Origin of the sequence: Meiothermus hypogaeus (genome assembly GCF_003574035.1) — a bacterium.
In the GTDB taxonomy this organism is placed as follows: Bacteria; Deinococcota; Deinococci; order Deinococcales; family Thermaceae; genus Meiothermus; species Meiothermus hypogaeus.
In genome coordinates this window covers 42,803-63,219 of sequence record NZ_QWKY01000011.1, presented here as the reverse complement: position 1 = coordinate 63,219, position 20,417 = coordinate 42,803, and the positions used below count along the sequence as shown (strand labels likewise).

Genomic DNA, 20,417 nt, shown 5'->3' with positions numbered 1-20,417 from the left:
TGCGCAGCCTGACCTTCTTGTTCATGTGCGGGCTCTGCTCGATGGCCCTCAGCCGCTCATCCTCTTCGCTGCTCAACTCAATGTACCGAAAGTTTCCCATAGTAAAAGTCTATCGTGAGTGTACTTAGCGTAACCAACGTCGTTGCACTCCCGCGATAGGTGTACCGGGCGCTACAATGAGGGCTAATCCGTATTAGCGCCGGAAGAGTGTATATGCCCACGCCTGCCTGCTTGTACCTGCTGGACGAGCCCCACGTGCGGTTGGGGGACGTGCGCCACGACCTCTTCCCCTCGCGTCCGGCGCAACTGCTGATCTACCTGGCTTGCCGGGGGAGTGGGTGAGCCGCGAGGCCCTGGCCGCCCTCTTCTGACCCGATGCGAACACCGCGAAACTGGCGGGCGGGGCGGTCACAACCGCCAAAATCGCCAACAATGCCGTAACCTCGACCAAAATCGCCAACGATACCATCAACAACACCAATCAAGTGGCAGCGGGTTCGCTAGAACTGAATGATCTTAGGCATGTAGAGATACAAGGCGTCTCTTTCGCCCCACTTACCATCCCGGCCCATTCCTATGTGGCACGGAACACCGGTGCTATTGCAACGCCGACCCAGATAGGTGACTTGCTTGTCACGATTCCAGACTTTAACATCACCATCAGACGAATCCCGAACTAGAGCGGTTTTTGGCAAGAATTTGACCTAAGCAGCGGGGGTAATACCAACGGCAATGTCAAACACTCCAAAGCCCCGTTGCCGTACTGCGAGGTTGCTCTTGGATAGCGAGGACTGGGTCTGGTCGCCGGTAGAATGGGCACATGGACATGCTTCCGGTGATTGCCGAGTTGTCGCAAAAAACCCCTTCCAAGATTCTGCTGGTGGTGCTGGACGGAGTAGGCGGCCTACCCCAGCAGCACGGCGGCCCCACCGAGCTCGCCGCCGCCCACACCCCCAACCTCGATGCGCTGGCTAAGCAGAGCGCTCTGGGGCTCTTGACCCCGGTCTATCCGGGCCTGGCTCCCGGCTCGGGCCCTGGCCACCTTTCGCTCTTTGGCTACGACCCCTTTCAGTACCTGGTGGGGCGGGGGGCGCTCTCGGCCATCGGCATTGGGGCCGACTTCCAGGACGGCGACGTGGGGGTGCGCGGCAACTTTGCCACCCTGGACGCACAAGGCCTGGTGGTAGACCGCCGGGCAGGCCGGCCCAGCGACGCCGAGAACGTGCGGGTGGTAAGCAAGCTCAAGGCCGCCATTAGCGAAATTGAGGGTGTGCGGGTGAGCTTCTACACCGAGTCCGAGCACCGCTTTGTGGTGATTTTGCGCGGGGCTGGTTTGGGCGAAAAGGTGAGCGATACCGACCCCCAAAAAACCGGCGTGGCCCCCCTTCCATCGCACCCCCACAACGCAGCCGACGCGGCCAGCGCCAAAACCGCCCGCGTGCTCAACGCCCTCACCGCCCGAATCCGAGAAGTGCTGCACGACGAGCCGCAGATCAACGGGGCGCTCTTCCGGGGCATCTCCGAGAAGCCCCGGTTTCCCAGCATGGCCGAGGTCTACAAGGTGCGGGCCGCCTGCGTGGCCAGCTACCCCATGTACAAGGGGGTGGCCAGTCTGGTGGGCATGGACGTGCTGCCGGTGGAGGGGGTGGAGGACGCCCCCCAGGGCAAGGTCAAGGCCCTGCAAGCGCACTGGGAGCAGTACGACTTCTTCTACCTGCACTTCAAGAAAACCGACTCCACTGGCGAGGACGGCAACTTCCAGGAGAAGGCCCACAAGGTGGAGCTATTCGACCAGCTGCTGCCCGAGCTGCTGGCCCTGAAGCCCGATGTGCTGGCCATCACCGGCGATCACTCCACCCCCTCGGTGCTGAAGGCCCACTCCTGGCACCCCGTACCCTTGCTGCTGCACGCGCCCTTCCTGCGCAACGACCCCGCCCAGCGCTTCACCGAGGACGAAGCGTCCAAAGGAAGCTTGGGCCACCTGCGCGGGGTGGAGCTGATGCCTTTGCTGCTGGCACACGCAGGCAAGCTGCAAAAGTACGGGGCCTAGTCGGTTTCTAGCGAATGCTCAGCTCCGGGTTGTGGCTTATCGCGCTCTTCAAAGACGTGGCCCCGCATCCAAACAGCCACTGTTTTAGTCCAGGACAAAGGATTCTTATACCGGATTCAAAAAGACAGTTTACAAAACCAAAAACCCCATAGGTTGTCTTTTTGAATCCTAGAGCACAGCCCTCCCTACGGTCGGCGAAAAAAGCGTCTCCCTTCCAAGGGGCGGTATCGCCCTCCGCTACGCGGATAACTTCCAAGGGGCGGTATCGCCCTCCGCTACGCGGATAACTTCCAAGGGGCGGTATCGCCCTCCGCTACGCGAATAACTTCGGTCGGGTTAGTTCGTCACCCTTTGGTGACGAACTAACCAAATCTGGTATTACTGCTGGATGCTTCAATTTTTGTGAAGCAGCGCCCTAAGCCCGCACTTCCCGCCGCTGGAAGAGCACATAGGCCAGGGCAAACAGCAGCAAGGTAAGCGCGATAAGGCCTGTCAGCTGCGGCCAGGCCAGCAGGAAACTCTGACCTAGGGGGAGGGGTGAACCCAGCAAAGCCCCCTGCAGTTGAGTAATCAGCACCGGGCCCAGGCTCCGTATCCCAGGGTTCAGGAGGACCTGGATGGCCTCAGCGTACAGGGTGTTGGGTGAAAGACGGGAGAAAGCCAGCAGGGCTTCAGTCTGGCGCAGCTCACTCTCGGGATCAAATGGGTCGAAAGGGGCTACAGCCTGGGCCAGAAGCTGGGCTATGATGCCCCAGAACAGGGCAAAAAAAAGCCAGACTGCTATGGCCGCCAGTGCCGATGTAGCCGCGCTACGGAAAAGCACCGAAGTGACCAGGGCAACACCCAGCCAAACCCCGGTATAAGCCAGTGTGGCCAGCAAGAAGAGCAAGGCCCGCCCGACTTCCTCGCTTCCGGGAGGTACACCCAGAAAAACCAGGCCCAGACCCACCACCAGCAAAAACAGGGCCAGCAAAATCAAAGCCAGGGTGGCCAGTCCGGCCAAAAACTTACCCCACAAAAGGGCATCGCGGTAGATGGGCTGGGCGAGGATGCGCGAAAGGGTGTTGCGGTTATATTCACCGTTAATGGCATCGAAGCCCAGGGCAATAGCTGCGAGGGGTAAGAAGAAGCTCAAAAAAGCTACAAACGAGGGTAAAGGATCCTGGGCAGCGGTAAAAACCCTCAGCAGCAGAAAGGGGTCTTCGCCGATGGTTTGGCGCAGGGTTTGAGCCCCTGCGTAGACCGCACCCACCGCCGAGAACAGGATCAGCACCTCCAGGATTCGCATCCGCGTACTGCTGAGGTGGTCGGCCATTTCCTTGAAAAAGACCGCCCATAACCCCGTCCAAGGCGAGCCTTCACGCCGAAGTTTGTTGGGACTAGGCTGCATGGCGTACCTCCTGGAAGTAACGGGCGTAGACCTCGTCTAGACTGGGTTGCTCCAACGAGAGGCTATGGAGGGCTGCCCCGGCCTCGAGCACGGTGCGGGCCACCTGGGGCCGGATGTCCAGGCTGGCCTCCAACCTGAGCCCGCGGGTATCGGTTTGAACCCGGCTTACCTCTGGCAAGGCTTGCAAACGTTCTACCAGGCCATCCAAAGGGGTGGCCTCGAGGCGAATCCGGTACGCACCCCCCAAAATCCGCTGGGCCAGCTCTTCTACCCGCCCCTCCAGTACCAGTTTCCCTTTGTGGAAAAGCCCCACCCGGTCGCAGATGGTTTGCACTTGGTGTAGCAGGTGCGAGGAAAGCAGCACCGTTATTCCCTCGGCCTTCAGGCTCTGGATCATTTTCAAGAACTCTTGCGCCGCCTCAGGGTCGAGGCCCAGGGTAGGCTCGTCTAAAACAACCACCCGGGGCTCTTTGAGGAGCACCTCAGCCAGCCCCAGGCGCTGGCGCATACCCCGGGAAAACGCACTGACCGGGCGATGGGCCACCTCGGCCAGGCCCATGCGCTGCAGCACCCGTTCAATGCGGATCCTGGACAGGTCTCGAGGCAGACCATTGAGGCGGGCGGTATAAGCGAGGTTCTCCCAGGCTGTCATCTCGTTATAAAAACCCACCGAGTCGGGAAGGTAGCCCACCTGTTTTTTGAGAGAAAGGGGCTCGCGGGTAGGGTCGAGCCCCAGCACCCGCACCGTTCCAGCGCTGGGCTCGGTCAGCCCCAACAGCATAAGGATGGTTGTGGTTTTACCGGAGCCGTTGGGGCCTAAAAGACCGTAGACTTCCCCAGCCTCGATGCGCAGGTCGAGTCCATCTACCGCTACCACCTTGCCATAGCGCTTGGTTAGGCCTTGGGTCTCTATGACCATAGGGCCTCCCTAACGGCGTCCAAAGCGCGAAACGGCAAAGCCCACTGCCCCAACTGCCACCGCGATTAAGGCCACCCCCACCAGACCCCATAAAGTAGAGGTCTGCACCGTAACCCGGTAATCGGCCGAGGCCTGGGCGCTACCCGCTGATGTCCTCAGGGTGAGCATATAGTCGCCTGCTACAGCTCGAGGAGACGGCTTGATTTTAGCCGTGACCTCCGACTCGCCCCCCGGGGCCAGCTTCTCGATTTTGTCGGGTTCAAACTTGACTTCCCAACCCGATGGCTCACTGGCCGAGAACTCGAGGTTTTCTGCCGGTGCGCTGCCGGTGTTCTTGACCACCAGCTTGATGGGGTTTTCCCGGCCTGCATAGGCCCGTCCTGAAAGCCGCCCCTCGGGGGTGGTTAGGCTAAGCTCGGTTTGGCCGGTGATGTCCAGGTTCACTACCAGCTCAGCCTTGGCTTCCCCTGCCAATGCACGCAGGGTAACGGCATACACCTTGGCTTCTACCTGCCGCGGAGGCGTGACCTGAACATCGAGATCTTTGGTTTCTCCGGCCTTTAGGGGCAAGCTGTTGACCTCCTGGCCGCCGAAAGCGGTGCTGAAGCTGACCCGGAAGTTTTCGGGGGCCTCGGCTTCCAGGTTGGTCAGCAGGTCTTGATCGCTTTCGTTTTTGAGGATGACGCGATAGCGAAAGCTGGCGGTGGGGGTGCCTTTAAGCACCGGAAGCTCGGACTCGAGGGAGAGCCGTTTGGGTAGTACCTGACCCAGCGTGAGTGCAATCGGCAACTCGGCCCGTACCCCACTGCCCTCGGCGAGTAACCTAAAGCGATAGGTGCCGGGTCGCACGTTCTGGGGGGGCTCGAGGCGCAGGGAAAGGCTTTGTTCTCCGTCGGGCAACACGTAGACCGCACTCACGACCCGGCCTCCGCCCAGCAGGCTGGCCTTCCAGCCCTGTGCCGACTCAGTGAGCCGCACCTGGACGGTTTGGGGCGGCAGACTGTAGCCCTTGAGGGTAATGGGCAGGTTTATGGTTTCTCCCACTCGCACACTTTGGGAAGGATAAGGTGTGTACAGAGCCAGACCCCGGTAACCCTGGGCGAGGCCCAGGCTAGTCAGCAGAAGCATTAACGCAATCAGGCGTGGCACGTTTCACCTCCAGGCCAAGTTTTTTTCAACTGTGAATCTAGGCCAGAAACATGAAATATACATTAGAGTCATAACAATACTTGACAAAGCAACACTCAAGTTTTATATTTCCTAGCTGTAGGGAACAACCCACCCTACGAAAGGAGGTTTCAGTATGCTGGAGATTGTTCGGAACACACCTGTTCAGACCATGCCTCTGCGGAGCTGGAATCTCTCAACTACAAACGACTTCTTCCAAGAGTTTGACCGGCTCTGGAACGAGGTAACCACCTCTCTGAGCAGCTCGCTGCCGAGCAGGTATCCCTATGACCTCTACGAAACTGGAGACAGCCTGGTACTCGAGATGGCTGTACCCGGCCTGCGCAAGGACGACCTCGAGGTTCGCCTGGAGGGCAATCAGCTTACCATTCGCGGCACTTACCCCGAGACCCAGAACGCCGAGGAACGCCGCTACTGGTCGCGCGGATTGCCGCGGGGAAGCTTCGTTCAAAGCCTTACCCTGCCTGCTTCGGTTGAGGTAGACAAGATTCAGGCCACCATTACCGATGGTCTGCTGCGCCTGACCCTGCCCAAAGTTGAGCAGGCCCGGGTACGCAAAATCGCTATTAGTTCTGCGTAATAGAGCGCCTCGACGAAAACCGAGTCATTCGGGACCCAAGAATCCTTTGTGCTAAACAAAACAGCAGCCGCCTGAAAACTCGAAACCCAAGCACCCGTGGGCCGGGCCCGGCCCACGGGTGGGGTGCATCACATGCGTCTGTCAGGGAGTGAGCCACTACGTGGCTAATACCGGATTCAAAAAGACAGTTTACAAAACCAACAACACCAGAGACTGTCTTTTTGAATCCTAGAGCACTCCCTTCGGTCGGGTTAGTTCGTCACCAAAGGGTGACGAACTAACCGAATCTGGTATAACCTAGCCCAGACGCATTCTCGTTTTCACGGGTGGCCGCATCAGTGAAGAGCGCGATAGGGGCAGTAAATTGCCCGACATCGGCTCGCCGTGTCACCCGGATTTGTCTAGCGGTTGCTGGCCGGGCGCAGGGCGGTCTGGGTGGGCAGGCGGTAGCCGTGGTTGTCCGGCGCGTCGTCGGTGGCAGCAGTGATCACCCGGCCCGAGCGCAGGCGGGTGCCCTCCCCTACCAGCCAGACCGCGCCCCAGGGACGGTAGGTGCTGGTCAGGGTGTCCTTGGTCACCTTGCCGCCGGTAAAGCGGATGGTGCGGTAGACGTTCACCGTGGCCCCCTCGGCGGCCCAGTCCACCTGCACAAAGCGCTGGGCGGGTAGCTCGGGGCTCACAATAAAGCGGGTGGGAGGGGCCGGGGTGCGGCTAATGGTAACCGGGTTGCTCCAGGTTACCTCGCGGTCTTTGGTGCCGAACACGCGGAAGGTGAGGCGGCTACCGCTCACGCTGCTCTGGATAAGCAGGTGGCCGGGGGTGTCGTTTTTAAACTTGAGGTCGAGGGAGGGCAGAAACACCGCTGCATCGAGGCCGGTAGGCTGGTAGTAGCGCACCTGGTAGCTGTGCGGGCGGCGCTGCACAATGGGCAGCCCGGCGAAGTAGGCGGAGCGGAAAAGGGTGGTAGAGACCTGACACATGCCCCCGCCCACGCCCTCCACGGTTTGTTCGCCGGAAATCACGAAGGCTTTTTTGAAGCCGGTGCGTTCGGAGACCTCGCCCATGGCTTTAGCAAAGGAAAAGGTCTCACCGGGAGCAATCTGCACCCCATTCAGGCGACTGGCTCCCAGGGTGATGTTGTAGCGACGTTCATAGGAAGAACCACCAAAGGAAGTGGTGGCTTCAGCTAATAGTTGGCGGATGCCCAGGTTGTAGTAGTAGGGGGCGCCTTTGGGGTGAAGGGTGTGGGAGACCGGAAGGATAAATTCGTCCTGCTTGTTGTTGAGCGCCTCGAGGTAGCGTTTTTTGGCCTCGGCAAACGCAAAGCTGTGGCCCATCTGGTCGGCGAGCACCCAGTCCTTCAGGGCCTCGTCATAGAACCAGCGGGCCTCCCGCGCAGGTCGGGCGGCTTTGGTCAACAAGGTTTCAAGCTGGCCCACCCCGCCAATCTTGAGGCGCTGAGGGGTGCCAATGGTGATGATCTGGCCTTTTTCAACGCGGTTCTCCAAGGCATAGTAAATGCCATCCGGCCCCGCCCACGCCAGAGAAATCCAGAAAAAAGCAGCGAGAATGGTTTTTCGCATACCTTACTTTAGGACATAAAGCATTCAAAAGCTGTGCAAACTAGCCCCGACCCCGCTCATGCCGAGCTACCCAGCTTCGCAGCACAGCCTCGTAGTGCTCTGGCGAAAGGCGGGGCTGTTCATAAAACCCCGCCTGTATGCGCTGCCGCTGGGCCTCAAAGAGGATCACCGCCGCCGCTACCGACACATTCAGGCTCTGCACCATGCCCATCATGGGAATCTGGATATGCCCGTCCGATAGTTCGGCGGCTTCGGGCGAAACCCCCCACTTTTCGGTACCCAGCAGGATACAGGTCGGGCGGGTATAGTCGGCCACGCGGTAGTCCACGGCCCGCTCAGAAAAATGCGCAGCCAGCACCTGAAACCCACGCGCCTTCAAATGGGTAAAGGCCGAGACGGTGTCCTCATGAAGATGCAGCCCCACCCACTTGGCCGCCGAGCCGGAGGTCTCGTTGTAGGTTTTGCCCTGCAAGCTTAGACCCTCGGGTTCGTCCAGGTCAGGAATGCCGTGCTTAGCGGGAATTGCGTAGGCCTCCAGCACCCCTACCGCATCGCAAGAGCGCAGGATAGCCGAGAAATTGTGGGGCTTGTGCACCCGTTCCAGGAGCACCGTCAGGTCGGGCTGGCGCTTATCCAGCACCGCACGCATTTTGGCGAGGCGTTCCGGCGTCACGAAGGTTTATTGTAACGTGCCAAAATAGCACCATGAAAGCCATTGTGGTTGAGCAAAACGGACCTCCCGAAACCCTGCGCTATCAGGAAGTGCCCGACCCCAGCCCCAAAGCGGGCGAAGTGTTGGTACGCACCACCCTCACGAGCCTTAACTACGCCGACGTGCAGGCCCGGCGGGGCGGCTACGAGGCCGGCTCGCTGCCCCCATTCATACCGGGACTGGATGCGGTGGGGGTGGTAGAAGCCCTGGGGGAAGACGTGGAGGGCCTGTGGGTGGGGCAACGGGTCGCGGTGTTTACAGCAGGCGGTTCATATGCCGAAAAAGTGACTGCTAAAGCGGCACTCACCTACCCCGTTCCCCCCCAGCTTCCGGACGAGGCGGTATCGGGCCTCACCGCGCTGGTCACGGCCTACAACACCCTGACCTGGGCCGGGCGGCTACAAAAAGGCGAGACCGTGCTGGTACACGCCGCTGCCGGAGGGGTGGGGAGCCTGGCAATACAGATAGCCAAAGCACTGGGCGCCGGACGGGTCTTCGGAACCGTGGGCAGCCCCGCCAAAGCCGAGTTTGTGCGCAACCTGGGGGCCGATGAAGTGTTGGGCTACGAGGACTTTGCGGAAAAGGTACTGGGCCTCACCCAGCAGCAAGGCGCCGACCTGATCCTGGACTCGGTGGCCGGCGAGGTCTTCAACCAGGGAATGCAGTGTCTGGCCCCCTTTGGCCGACTGGTGGTGTATGGGCACGCCAGCAGACAGGCTGGAACCTTCGAAACCCGCCCTCTGCACCGCCAGAACAAGGCGGTCATCGGCTACAGCAGCGGACACTACCGGCGCAGCCGACCCGAGCTGCTAAGGCCCACGGTGGAAGCGGTGTTTGAGCTGCTTAAGGCCGGGAAAATTCGGCTAGAAATTGGGGCCCGGTTCAAACTGGAAGAAGCCCCCAAAGCCCACGCCCTGATGGAGCAACGCCAAAGTGTGGGTAAAATTTTGCTTTATCCCCAAGCGATCCCATATAACACATAGATGCTGCTGTTGGAGCAAATAGCCAGGCCAGAAGCGGTCTGAGCTTCACGGGCGAGTAAACAAAAAGTCCTTGGCTTGCACTCCGGTATGACAGCCCACACAGAGCTGTTGTCCATTGGGGCCACCAAATTTCAACACATATCTACCGCCCTCGGGGAAATACTCTTCGTAGTACCAGCCACTCCGGCGCTTTTCCATGGTGGCGATCAGGGTGGGGGCGCGGGTGGGGCCAGCTGTTTTGACCACGATGCTACCTACTGGCAAAGCCCTGCCCGATTTCCATTCCTTGAGGGCAGCCGGGTTGGCATACACCACCTTGGCCTGGCCAGCGTGGGGGCCGCCGGTAGGCAAGCCGCTGGTAGCCACTTTCTCCCACTTGGCGAAGCCTGCATAGGCCGCTGGAACCCCGTTCAAGCCCTGTGCAATGGCTACACCCAGTAGCCCTGCAAGCAAAACATACTGCTTCATGCCCCACCTCCCTTTGCGCTATACTTACCACCAGAATCTATCGGCTGTGTCCGATAGCTTACTAAGCAGCGGGTTCATAATCCGCTCACGGTAGGGACACAACATAAGCACGGACATCCTGCGCTCTAACGGTCTGACCTATCAGATCTCCCGCTCGGTGCGCGAAAGAGGCCAGCTCGACACTTCGGCCAGCGCAGCTATCTCCTCCGGGCTCAACTGCAGGCGAACCGCAGGCATCAGGTCTTGCAGTTGTTGCACGCTGTTAGCCCCAATGATGGGCGCGGTCATGAAGGGACGGGAGAGGAGCCAGGCCAGTGCTACCTGCGCCGGGTGCGCCCCACGCTGCTGAGCGATTGCCAGAATCTTGTCCAGGATGTTCCAGTTCTGCTCACTAAAGCGCCCATTGGCAATGCCCTGGGCCCGCACGCTTTCGGGCAGGGGATGGTCGCGGCGGTACTTGCCGGTCAGGAAGCCACCGGCCAGGGGGCTGTAGGGAATCACCCCCAGGCCGTAGGTTTCGCACACCCTGGCCAGTTCCCGCTCGAAGTTCATGCGGGTGGGCATGGCCAGGCTGTACTCGGGCTGGATGGAAACAAAGCTTTCCAAGCCATGCTTGTCCGAGGCCCACAAAGCCTGCATCAAGCGCCAGGCCGAGAAATTGGAGCAGCCGATGTAGCGCACGTAGCCCCTGCGTACCAGGTCGGTCAGGGCCGATAGGGTTTCTTCGATGGGGACCTGGTTGTCTACCCAGTGCACTTGGTAAAGGTCTATATAGTCGACCTGCAAGCGGCGCAGGCTGTCCTCCACAGCCCGCATAATCCAGGCCCGCGAAAGCCCTTCACGCTGCAAGGGATGGTTGCGCCCTTCGGAACCGCCGGGCCCCATGGCCCCGCGCACCTTGGTGGCCACAATCACCCGGTCACGCAGCCCCCGGCTCTTGAGCCAGCGACCAATAATTTCCTCCGAAACCCCGCCGGGATTGCCAGCAGCCCAGGTGGTGTAGATGTCGGCGGTGTCAATCAGATTGCCCCCCGCTTCCACAAAGGCGTCCATAATGGCAAAAGCCGTGGGCTCGTCGGCGGTCCAGCCAAATTGCATGGTGCCGAGGGCGATAGGGTGAACAAACAGGCCGGATTTTCCCAGTCTACGGTAGCTCATAGGGTTCGATTCTACGTCGGCCGTGTTCTTGGTAAAGGGCACTGGCTGATATACCCAGAACGGCCTTGCAATGAGCGTGTATCTAGTGCAGCTCGTTCTTCAGCAGCGCAGTGCATGACGTACACCCGCCTCCACACCGTAGGGGTGTTTGTCCATCGTCAAAATCATCTTCGGTCAGGTGGAGGCTGGCAGGGTATGGGCGTTGGCCCGCAAGCGTTCGATAAGCGGGCGCAGCAGATCGCGCTTGAGCTTGAGGGACTGCCGGTTCACGATGAAACGGGCGGTGGAGTGGGCCAGCACCTCGAGCTCCACCAGACCCGCCGCCCGCAGGGTGGCCCCGGTCTGCACCACGTCCACCACGGCATCGGCCAGCCCGGTAAGGGCGGCCAATTCGACGTTGCCCGCCAGTTCGATGATGTCGGCGGCTAAACCCCGTTCGCGCAAGACCTGGGCGGTAAAGCGCGGATACTTGGTGGCAATGCGGCGGATGGGGCCGGTGGCCTGGGGGTGGCGAATCAGCGAGAGGCGGCAGGCCCCTGTGCCCAGGTCTACGGGCTCGTAGACATCGCGCCCCGACTCCAGGAGCACGTCGTTGCCTACCACGCCGACATCGGCAATGCCCAGGTCTACGTAGGTGGGGACATCGTGGTTGCGGAGCTCGAGGATCGCAACGCCCCCCTCCTGACCGTGCAACAAAGCCCGCTCGTTTTCGAGGGTCGGTAGGGCCAGGCCCGCCCCTGCCAGGGCGTTGTAACCATCGGCAAAATTGCGCCCTTTGGGCAGGGCTACGACCAGCGTGAAGCGTCCCCTTATCATTCAAGCTTTCTTATATCACAAAGCGCTCAATCCAAGCGTTGGGAAAACGTGGCAAAACCAGAGACTGCCCTGCATAACCTTGACGCATAGCGCATAAGACCATATACTTTTACTATCAGCCCCGAAAAAGCGGGGGTTTTTTATTTAACATGGCCAAAGAACGCCTCGACAAAGTGCTGGGACACCTGGGGGTGGGCACCCGCAAGGAGATACACCGGCTGGCTCGAGCAGGCCTGGTTACCATAGACGGCAACATCATCACCGACGCGGCCTTCAAGTTTGACCCCGCCATGTCGCGCATCGAGGTGGCGGGGGAGTTGCTGGAGTACCAGGCTTATTTTTACCTGATGCTCCACAAACCTGCTGGCTACATTACCTCCACCAAAGACCGCGACGGCATCCCCATCACTGCCCTGCTGCCCGAAGAATGGCAGCGCAGCGACTGGATGCCCGTAGGCCGCCTGGACAAGGACACCGAAGGACTCTTGCTGCTTACCACCGATGGCGAGTTGCTCCACCGCCTGACCCACCCGCGCTGGAAGGTAGCCAAGCGTTACTATGTCGAGCTGGCTGCCCCGGCCACGCCCGAAGATGTAGCGGTATTTGCATCGGGCACACTTGAACTCGAGGGCGAACCGCTCCAGCCTGCCGAACTGCACATTGGCCCCGACCCCCGCAAAGTGGAACTGGTGATTCACGAAGGCAAGTTTCACCAGGTCAAGCGGATGTTTGCCGCCAGGGGCAACCAGGTAACCTATCTCAAGCGTGTTGCTTATGGGCCGCTCTCCCTTCCCAGCGACTTACCTACAGGGAAATCCCGCAAGCTACTTCCCGAGGAAATAGGCGCTCTATACGAGGCCGTGGGTTTGAGGGAGAAGTAAAAAAAGCGGTATGCAGGAAACTTGCTTGAAGCGTTCCATAACCGGATTCAAACAGGCGGTCTATTGAGAATTTGCACCAGGTAACGCATGAAAGACGGTAGGCATCGAGTAAGGCCTTGGACGGGCTTGCTCAGCGAGAACGGAATGAGACAGACCTCAGGAATGAGGATGCGGCGGAGGTCATGGGCCAACTGACGCCAGTCTGGAAGAGTGATCTGGTGGATCCGAAGAGCGTGGAGAGGAAGAGGAAGCACGTGACCCTTAAAACCGTGCGTTGGCCAAACTGGTGAGCGGCTCAATGGATCTATTTTTCCTAATTGATTTTTGCTGCGATCAACTAACTTTTAGGATCCATCCTATGGGGTGCAACTGTTCCAAACGCTATGAATTGTAAAGTGTGGCATGGTTGACCACAGAAGATGGGCTACAGTAGGCCTTTATATGGAAGCCGTTAGCGAACGAATTCTCTCGGTCAAAGAAGCTGTACTAACCCGCCGCAGCATCCGCAAGTTCAAGCCCGAACCGATTCCTAAAGAGAAATTGGAAGAAATACTTGCTCTTGCCCTGAAGGCACCCAGCTCAAACAATCTTCAGCCCTGGCGGGTGGTAGTGGTGCAAGACCCCGAACTCAAGGAGCGCTTGCGCGAAGCTGCCAACAACCAGGCCCAGGTGAGCTCAGCACCTGCAGTGTTGGTGGTATATAGCGATATGAAGGACACCCTCGAGCGGGTAGAAGAAATCTTCCACCCTGGGTTTTCCGAAGAGCAAAAGCAAACCAGAGCCGCCAATATGCGCAAGGCCTGGGAGGGCAAAAGCGATGAAGAACGGGAAAACTGGGGCAAAGCTCAGGGCTTTATTTTGCTGGGTTTTCTAATGCTGATGGCCCGTTCGTTTGGTTACGATACTGTACCGATGGGCGGCTTCAATGCTGCCAGGGTTAAGGAACTTTTGGGCCTGCCTTCCTATGTGGCTATTACAGCCTTGTTGCCCATTGGCATTGCGGATGAAGCGGGGCACGAACACCACCGCCACAACCTCGAGCGCGTGGTGCAGTGGCGGTAAAAGCAGCAAGGGTGTTTTTATAGAGAAATTTGCTCTAGGCTAGAAGCATGTACGATCTGCTTCTGTCCGTCCACAACATCACCCGCTGGCTGGTGCTGCTGGCCGCCGTTTATCTGATCTACCGAAGCCTGAGCGGGCTCAAAAGCCGCACCTATGCGCCCGCCGACCGCCAGGCCGGCCAGGTTTATACCGGCTTGATGGATTTGCAACTGTTACTAGGCATCTTGCTGCTCTTTTTGAGCCCTCTGGTACAAAGCGCATGGGGCAACTTGGGCGCAGCCATGCAAAATAGCCAGACCCGCTTCTTCATTGCCGAACACTGGGTGTTGATGCTGGCAGCAGTGGTGCTCGCGCATGTAGGCAGCACCCGCGTCAAAAAAGCTGCCGAAGCCTTGATCAAACAGCGCCAGGCCTTGATCTGGTATGGGCTGAGCCTGGCATTGATGTTGCTGGCCATTCCCTGGTGGCGGCCCTTGTTGCGCTTGGGTTGAATAGCTGATTTCTTGCAGTTTTGCGTTTCGTGCATGAAATCTAACAACTCCGCCGTAGGTTATTCCGAGCGAAGCGAGGAATCTGATACGTCTCGCACAGCAGTAAGCTTCGGCTTGAATTACAAGTTTGAGACAATACCGGATTCAAAAAGACAGTTTACAAAACCAAAAACACTAGAGACTGTCTTTTTGAATCCTAGAGCACACCCCTCCCTTGAGTACCGGCGCTAGCCGGGGGCCGATGGCCCTTCACTGTCGGTCGGCGAAGAAAGCGTCTCCCTTCCAAGGGGCGGTATCGTCCTCCGCTACGCGGATAACTTCGGTCGGGTTGATTCGTTACCATTCAGTAACGAATCAACCGAATCTGGTATGAATCTGTAGTGAGGTACGGTAAAAAGCAATAGAGGAGGCCGGAGCCCCCCTCTATTGGAAGGGACTGCAATTTTATTTCTTGACGGTTTCCTTCAGGGCTTTGCCGGGTTTGAAGGCAGGATACTTGGAAGCGGGGATCTTGATCTTTTGGGTAGTACCGGGCTTCACGCCAGTACGGGCCTTGCGGCTGCGCACTTCAAAGGTGCCAAAACCGGTCAATTGCACTTTGCTACCGGCCTTGAGCGCATCTTCGACTTTGCTGAGGAAAGCGTCCACAGCGGCCTTAGCGTCTTTTTTCTTCAAGCCAGCAGCAGCGGCTACCTGGTCGATCAGGTCGGCTTTGGTTCTGGTTTTCTTGGATCCAGCTCTTGCCATACAGTTACCTCCTTTATTTTCCCTTCAGCACGGAGTGTATCACACCTTATCTCCAAATTGCAAGCACCAGGGCGACGTTGGTAGCCGTTTCGCCCTAGACAGAATGGCTAAACGGTGGGCTTTCTGTGATATTCGGGGGGCAAAAGCGCGGTTACAGCGGCCTCGAGCTGCCGGGTCACCTCTTCTAAGGTCTGGTGGTCGGTCTTTCCTGGGGGCAGGACAATGGGGTCGCCAAACACCACCCGAATGGACCGCCGCAGACGGGGCCCCTTGCCCACCGGCCAGGCTTTATCGCTTCCGATAATGGCGGCAGGGACGATCGGGGCGTTGGTGCGCAGGGCAATCGCAGCCGTGCCGGTCTTGAAGGGTTCGATAAAGCCGGTGCGGCTACGGCGTCCCTCTGGGAAAATGCCAAAAGCCATGCCGTTTTTAAGGGTACGAATGGCCGCTTTGACCGCCCCCAGGTCGCCCGCGCCCCTCGAGACCGGTATTACGTACAGCCGTGGCAAAAGCCAGCGCAGGATGGGGTATTTGAACACATCGTCGCGTGACATATAGCTCACCACCCTAGGGCAGGCCACCCCCATCACCACCGGATCGAGGAAGGACATATGGTTGGAGGCCAGGATGACCGGACCTTCCTTGGGAATTTTCTCCGCACCTTCTACCTCTAAACCAAACAGCACCTGAAGCAGCGCTTTAGCCAGCGCTTTGGTGTTGTAGTAGACCCTCAGACCATACTCGTACATGGCATCCCATAATAAGCAAATAAGCCCAAAGCCAGGAATCCGGCCATGAAGCCACATGGCTTCATGACAACCGCACCACCACCCGCCCCCGCACCTGGCCTTGCAGAATGGCCTGGGCCAGCCCCGGCACTTCCTCCAGGCTTACGGTCTGGATGGCCGCTTCCAGGAGGGGCTTGGGCAGGTCGTGGGCCAGGCGTTGCCAGGCCCGAAGGCGTTTTTCTCTGGGGCACATCACCGAGTCAATGCCCAGCAGGTTCACGCCCCGCAGGATGAAGGGGAAGACGGTAGTCTCGAGCTTCACCCCCCCTGCATTTCCGCAGGCCGCTACGCTGCTGCCGTAGGCCATGCGCGGCAAAACCCCCGCCAGCACCGCCCCACCTACGGTATCCACCGCCCCACCAAAACGCTCGGACTCGAGGGGCTTGGCTGGGGCAGCCAGCACGCTGCGATGCAAAATTTCACCAGCTCCCAATGACTTCAAATAGGCTTCTTCACTCGTGCGGCCTGTAGAGGCCACCACCCGGTAGCCCAGCCGGGCCAGCAGGGCCGTAGCCACGCTGCCCACACCCCCTGCCGCGCCGGTTACCAGTACATCGCGGTTCTTGTCTATGGTGTGGGCCTCGAGGGCCATTACCGCCAGCATGGCGGTAAAGCCAGCCGTGCCGATGCCCATGGCCTGTTGCAGGGTGAGCCCATCGGGTAGGGGCACCAGCCACTCGGCCCGCACCCTTGCCAACTCCGCCAGCCCGCCCCAGTGCCGCTCGCCCACCCCCCAGCCGGTCAGAATCACCGCATCACCCGGCTTGTAATCTGGCGAGGCCGACTCCAGCACCGTTCCGGCCAAGTCAATGCCTGGCACCATGGGAAAACTGCGGATAACCTTGCCCGCGCCGGTAATCGCCAGGCCATCCTTGTAGTTGAGGCTGCTGTAAGCCACCCGCACCAGCACGTCGCCGGGGGGCAGTTCGTCTACCGAAGCCTGCCGAATCTGGGCCGTGTAGGGGTCGCCGGTTTCTACTACCAAAGCCTTGAAGGTTTGCATGGCAACAACATACAGGATGGCACCTGGAGGCGTCTTGAAATGGCCCCAAAGCTGAACGCCCGCTGATCATTACCAAAAGGCGGATAGCCTCAAGCCGGGCACAAAAACACCATCCACCAGAGGCCCTAACCCGCGCTGTGGCCAGCGCCCTCGACCCCCGGCACCCTGCTCTGTTAGGCTGCTGCTATGAATCCCCTGGTCAGTGTCGAATGGTTGCACCAACACCTCGGCCAACCGCAGCTTCGCATTGTGGATTGCCGCTTTTCCCTACAAGACCCTATGGCCGGAAGGCGGGCCTACCAGGCGGGGCACATTCCAGGGGCCATTTTTTTGGATCTGGAGCAAGACCTCTGTGGGCCCGTAAGGCCCGACCGAAAAGGTGGCCGCCATCCCCTACCCACACCGGAGGCGTTGGCCAAGACCCTGGGCCGGGCTGGCATCGGCAACGAGCACTTTGTGGTGGCCTACGACGAACCCCCCGCTGGCGGCATGTACGCCCCGCACCTGTGGTGGCTGCTCCGGTGGCTGGGCCACGACCAGGTGGCTGTACTGGACGGCGGCATAAAGGCCTGGAAAGAGGCCGGCTACGAGGTTTCTACCCTGGCCGTCGAATACCCCACCATCTCCTTCAGGGCCCACCCCCGGCCCGAGATGGTGGTGGATGCCGAGGCGGTGGCCCAGCGTCCGCCGGGCACCATCCTGATTGATTCCAGGGCTCCCGAGCGCTACCGGGGCGAGGTAGAACCCATAGACCCGGTAGCCGGGCACATTCCCGGCGCCATCAACCGCAACTGGCTGGACAGCCTGGATGCCTTGGGGCGGTTCAAGCCAGCCGAGGCCCAGGCGGCACGGTTTGCCGGGCTCGAGGGTGAGGTGATTGCGTACTGCGGCTCGGGCGTCTCGGCTACAGCGAATGTGCTGGCGCTCGAGCTCATCGGCAAACCGGCCAGGCTCTACGCAGGTTCGTGGAGTGACTGGGTATCGGACAACAGCCGTCCGGTGGCGAAAGGCGAGGAGTGAAGAGCCGGGAAAAAGCGATGGAAACTCGTGTTGCCCCTTAGCAAAGGCCCCCACTCCTGCTCATAGCCTGTAAGTACGTTATTCTGGGGTAAATCGGTAAAAGGGCAGCGGCTTTGGCCGCGCCTTCGGGGGGGCGACACCGCGCACAAACAGCCGTATTGACGGACTTAACTCCAAACAGATTTAAACCTGCAAACAGCAGGATAAAGGCCCTCGAGTACGCGGGCAGGTGGTTGGTATGAGTGAGGCAGGTAGTAACCAAGCCGATGTGGTGGTGGTGGGCGCAGGAATTTCGGGGCTGGTGGCTGCACGGATGTTGCAAGAAGTGGGGCTTAAGGTGGTGGTGCTGGAGGCCCATCACCGGGTGGGGGGGCGGCTTTTGAGCAAAACCCTGCCCGACGGCTCGACCTTCGATTTGGGCGGGCAATGGGTCAGCCCGGATATGCCCCGGGTCATGGGGCTGATTCGGGAGTTGGGGCTAACGACCTTTGAACAACACAACTCGGGGCGGATAGACCTGGCCGTCCAACCGCTCTCCTCGATGGACCAGCTCACCCAGGCCGAGTGGGCCTGGGTCAAGGCTCAACTGGATTTTCTGGTCGAGAGTGTGAATGTGGAGAAGCCCTCGGCCACCCCCAATGCTTCTGCACTGGATGTACAAAGCGTGGAGGAGTGGAAGCGCCTGAACCTCGATAGCCCTTATCTACGCAACCTGTTCGACCAGATCATCCGCACCGAGTACACCATCGAGCCCAAGGACTTCTCGGTGTTGCACCTGCTTTATAGCCTCAAGAGCGCGGGCGGCTTTGAGGGGGTACTGGGCCTCGAGCGCGGCAACGAAACCCTGCGGGTGCGTGAGGGGATGCAGACCCTCTGCACCCAGCTGGCCGAGCAACTAGGCGATACACTCCGGCTGAACTGTCAGGTCTACGACATTCTGCACGACACCCAGGGCGTCACAGTCATTGCTGAAGGCCTGAGCGTGCGGGCCGAGCGGGTCATACTGGCCATCCCGCCCAATCAGGTCACCCGCATCGACTTTGAGCCGGTGCTGCCCCGCCGCCGCACCAAGCTCATGCAACGGCTCGAGATGGGCTCGGTAATCAAGTGTTTCGCCCTCTACGACCACCCTTTCTGGCGCCACAGACCCGCCACCCCCATAGACCCCGACCGGCTGCTCTTCGATGACACCATTGACGCCACCCCCTACGATGAACGCAACCCCGCCCTGGTGGCCTTCATCGGTGGGGATGATGCAGTGCTGTGGAGCGACAAGCCGTTTGAAATTCGTCGCCGGGCGGTGCTGGAAGACCTGGCCCTGGTTTTCGGAGAAGAAGCCCTTTACCCCAGACTCTACTTCGACCACGACTGGCTTACCGAGCCCTTTATCGGCGGAGGCTACCAGTGCTACGCCCCGCCGGGGGTAATGTCGGCAGGGTTCGAGGAATTGCGCCTCCCCATCGGGCGTATCCACTGGGCCGGAACCGAGACGGCGGTCCACTACTACGGGTATATCGAGGGGGCCATCGAAGCCGGGGAGCGGGCCGCCAGGGAGGTTCTGGAAAACCGGGCATAGCAGTCCAGCAGTCTGCAAAACCCCCACCTGCCCACATTGCCGGCTGGGCCTCAGGGTAAACTTGGGCAGACATATGGTGGCCCTGACCAGCCGACTCAAAACCTATCTCGATCTGGTTCGTTTCGAACATACGCTGTTTGCCCTGCCCTTCGCCTATGGCGGCATGCTGCTGGCCGCCCGGGGCTGGCCGGGCTGGGAGGTGTTTGGTTGGATTACTGTGGCCATGGTGGGCGCCCGCACTGGGGCCATGGCCCTCAACCGGCTCATCGACCAGCGCATAGACGCTGCCAACCCCCGTACCGCCGGGCGGCACCTGCCCAGGGGCCTGGTCAAGCCAAACGAAGTCCTGGCCCTGGCGGTAGTGGGCCTGCTCTTGCTGACCCTGGCCGCCTTGAACCTGAACCCCCTAACCGCACAACTGCTGCCGGTAGCGGTTTTTTTTCTGGTGGGCTATAGCTACACCAAGCGTTTTACCTGGCTGTGCCACTTCTGGCTGGGCCTCACCATTGGAGCGGCCACCGCAGGCGGCTGGATTGCCGTTACGGGTGCGTTTGAACCCGCTTTGTTTGCGCTGTGGGCCGGTACGGCCTTCTGGCTGGCAGGCTTCGATATCCTCTACGCTACCCAGGACTACCGCTTCGACCGCGAAAACGGTATTTACAGCATCCCGGCCCGCTTTGGCATTCCTGTGGCGCTGCGCATCGCTCAGGTCTCCCACGCCCTCACCTTTGGGTTCTTCTTACTTACGGGGGTTCTGGTCGGGGCAGGTTGGGTTTACTACCTGGGTGTACTGGGCGTGGGCGCGGTGCTCTGGTACGAACATTGGTTGGTAAAACCGGACGATTTGAGCAAGGTAGACCAGGCCTTCTTCCAGGCCAATGTGGTGGTGAGCCTGGGCATGCTGCTGATCATTTTGCTCGAGACCTGGATTTGAACCCTCCTTAAATCTCTTTTCGGCTATCCTCAGGGCTTAGGTCAGGCTGGTGGATTCACCAGTGAGGC

Annotated in this window: 21 protein-coding genes; 10 read left to right on the top strand and 11 right to left on the bottom strand. The window is 59.8% G+C overall.

Annotated features, from left to right (window positions below; translation table 11 throughout):
* Positions 1-213 precede the first annotated feature (213 nt).
* Both Mhypo_RS18720 and Mhypo_RS04765 read left to right on the top strand, forming a co-directional pair.
* Entirely contained in the window at positions 214-342 is a 129-nt protein-coding gene (locus Mhypo_RS18720) for a hypothetical protein (protein ID WP_276309742.1), read from the top strand.
* Between the two features lie 478 nt (positions 343-820).
* Positions 821-2,050: a 2,3-bisphosphoglycerate-independent phosphoglycerate mutase gene (locus Mhypo_RS04765; protein WP_119340158.1), complete on the top strand. Its 1,230-nt coding sequence runs from the start codon at positions 821-823 to the stop codon at positions 2,048-2,050.
* Positions 2,051-2,465: 415 nt separating this feature from the next.
* Here Mhypo_RS04765 and Mhypo_RS04760 read toward each other — a convergent pair whose 3' ends face one another.
* The 3 genes from Mhypo_RS04760 to Mhypo_RS04750 are packed head-to-tail and all read right to left on the bottom strand — an operon-like array spanning position 2,466 to position 5,487.
* Positions 2,466-3,440 (bottom strand): ABC transporter permease, encoded by a 975-nt coding sequence (locus Mhypo_RS04760; protein WP_119340157.1) that lies wholly within the window; start codon positions 3,438-3,440, stop codon positions 2,466-2,468.
* Positions 3,430-4,359 (bottom strand): ABC transporter ATP-binding protein, encoded by a 930-nt coding sequence (locus tag Mhypo_RS04755; RefSeq protein WP_119340156.1) that lies wholly within the window; start codon positions 4,357-4,359, stop codon positions 3,430-3,432. The genes Mhypo_RS04760 and Mhypo_RS04755 overlap by 11 nt, the downstream gene beginning before the upstream one ends.
* 9 nt (positions 4,360-4,368) lie before the next feature.
* On the bottom strand, positions 4,369-5,487 hold the full coding sequence (locus tag Mhypo_RS04750; RefSeq protein ID WP_170148215.1) for a COG1470 family protein: 1,119 nt from the start codon (positions 5,485-5,487) through the stop codon (positions 4,369-4,371).
* Positions 5,488-5,662: 175 nt separating this feature from the next.
* On the opposite strand from Mhypo_RS04750, the gene Mhypo_RS04745 reads away from it, so the two are divergent.
* Positions 5,663-6,127: an Hsp20/alpha crystallin family protein gene (locus Mhypo_RS04745; protein ID WP_119340154.1), complete on the top strand. Its 465-nt coding sequence runs from the start codon at positions 5,663-5,665 to the stop codon at positions 6,125-6,127.
* A gap of 401 nt (positions 6,128-6,528) precedes the next feature.
* Here the strand turns inward: Mhypo_RS04745 and Mhypo_RS04740 are convergent, their stop codons facing one another.
* Entirely contained in the window at positions 6,529-7,710 is a 1,182-nt protein-coding gene (locus tag Mhypo_RS04740; RefSeq protein ID WP_119340153.1) for a VanW family protein, read from the bottom strand.
* Positions 7,711-7,750: 40 nt separating this feature from the next.
* Positions 7,751-8,383: a TrmH family RNA methyltransferase gene (locus Mhypo_RS04735; RefSeq protein WP_371862146.1), complete on the bottom strand. Its 633-nt coding sequence runs from the start codon at positions 8,381-8,383 to the stop codon at positions 7,751-7,753.
* 32 nt (positions 8,384-8,415) lie between these two features.
* Between Mhypo_RS04735 and Mhypo_RS04730 the strand changes: the two genes are divergently transcribed.
* Positions 8,416-9,405 carry a quinone oxidoreductase family protein gene (locus tag Mhypo_RS04730; protein WP_119340152.1) on the top strand — a complete coding sequence of 330 codons (990 nt, stop codon included), beginning with the start codon at positions 8,416-8,418 and terminating at the stop codon, positions 9,403-9,405.
* Between the two features lie 45 nt (positions 9,406-9,450).
* Here the strand turns inward: Mhypo_RS04730 and Mhypo_RS04725 are convergent, their stop codons facing one another.
* From Mhypo_RS04725 to hisG, 3 genes are all read right to left on the bottom strand, one after another.
* The gene (locus Mhypo_RS04725; protein ID WP_119340151.1) at positions 9,451-9,873 is read right to left on the bottom strand and encodes a cytochrome P460 family protein; all 423 of its coding nucleotides are present in this window, start codon (positions 9,871-9,873) and stop codon (positions 9,451-9,453) included.
* A 141-nt stretch (positions 9,874-10,014) separates the two neighbouring features.
* The gene (locus tag Mhypo_RS04720) at positions 10,015-11,031 is read right to left on the bottom strand and encodes an aldo/keto reductase (RefSeq protein WP_119340165.1); all 1,017 of its coding nucleotides are present in this window, start codon (positions 11,029-11,031) and stop codon (positions 10,015-10,017) included.
* A gap of 174 nt (positions 11,032-11,205) precedes the next feature.
* Positions 11,206-11,847, bottom strand: coding sequence for an ATP phosphoribosyltransferase (gene hisG, locus Mhypo_RS04715; protein WP_119340150.1), 642 nt, complete (start codon positions 11,845-11,847; stop codon positions 11,206-11,208).
* Between the two features lie 149 nt (positions 11,848-11,996).
* On the opposite strand from hisG, the gene Mhypo_RS04710 reads away from it, so the two are divergent.
* From Mhypo_RS04710 to Mhypo_RS04700, 3 genes are all read left to right on the top strand, one after another.
* Positions 11,997-12,728: a pseudouridine synthase gene (locus Mhypo_RS04710; RefSeq protein ID WP_119340149.1), complete on the top strand. Its 732-nt coding sequence runs from the start codon at positions 11,997-11,999 to the stop codon at positions 12,726-12,728.
* Between the two features lie 441 nt (positions 12,729-13,169).
* Positions 13,170-13,790: a nitroreductase family protein gene (locus Mhypo_RS04705; protein WP_119340148.1), complete on the top strand. Its 621-nt coding sequence runs from the start codon at positions 13,170-13,172 to the stop codon at positions 13,788-13,790.
* 47 nt (positions 13,791-13,837) lie between these two features.
* Positions 13,838-14,281 (top strand): hypothetical protein, encoded by a 444-nt coding sequence (locus Mhypo_RS04700; RefSeq protein ID WP_119340147.1) that lies wholly within the window; start codon positions 13,838-13,840, stop codon positions 14,279-14,281.
* 444 nt (positions 14,282-14,725) lie between these two features.
* On the opposite strand, the gene Mhypo_RS04695 is transcribed toward Mhypo_RS04700, so the two are convergent.
* From Mhypo_RS04695 to acuI, 3 genes are all read right to left on the bottom strand, one after another.
* Complete coding sequence (locus Mhypo_RS04695; protein ID WP_119340146.1) at positions 14,726-15,028, bottom strand: HU family DNA-binding protein; 303 nt, start codon at positions 15,026-15,028, stop codon at positions 14,726-14,728.
* Positions 15,029-15,135: 107 nt separating this feature from the next.
* Positions 15,136-15,777: a lysophospholipid acyltransferase family protein gene (locus tag Mhypo_RS04690; protein ID WP_119340145.1), complete on the bottom strand. Its 642-nt coding sequence runs from the start codon at positions 15,775-15,777 to the stop codon at positions 15,136-15,138.
* Positions 15,778-15,838: 61 nt separating this feature from the next.
* The gene (gene acuI, locus Mhypo_RS04685) at positions 15,839-16,819 is read right to left on the bottom strand and encodes an acrylyl-CoA reductase (NADPH) (protein WP_119340144.1); all 981 of its coding nucleotides are present in this window, start codon (positions 16,817-16,819) and stop codon (positions 15,839-15,841) included.
* A gap of 186 nt (positions 16,820-17,005) precedes the next feature.
* On the opposite strand from acuI, the gene Mhypo_RS04680 reads away from it, so the two are divergent.
* The 3 genes from Mhypo_RS04680 to mqnP all read left to right on the top strand — a co-directional run bounded on the left by Mhypo_RS04680 (position 17,006) and on the right by mqnP (position 20,349).
* Positions 17,006-17,839: a sulfurtransferase gene (locus Mhypo_RS04680; RefSeq protein WP_119340143.1), complete on the top strand. Its 834-nt coding sequence runs from the start codon at positions 17,006-17,008 to the stop codon at positions 17,837-17,839.
* A gap of 238 nt (positions 17,840-18,077) precedes the next feature.
* Entirely contained in the window at positions 18,078-19,415 is a 1,338-nt protein-coding gene (locus Mhypo_RS04675) for a flavin monoamine oxidase family protein (RefSeq protein ID WP_119340142.1), read from the top strand.
* 73 nt (positions 19,416-19,488) lie between these two features.
* Positions 19,489-20,349: a menaquinone biosynthesis prenyltransferase MqnP gene (mqnP, locus tag Mhypo_RS04670; RefSeq protein ID WP_119340141.1), complete on the top strand. Its 861-nt coding sequence runs from the start codon at positions 19,489-19,491 to the stop codon at positions 20,347-20,349.
* Positions 20,350-20,417 lie beyond the last annotated feature (68 nt).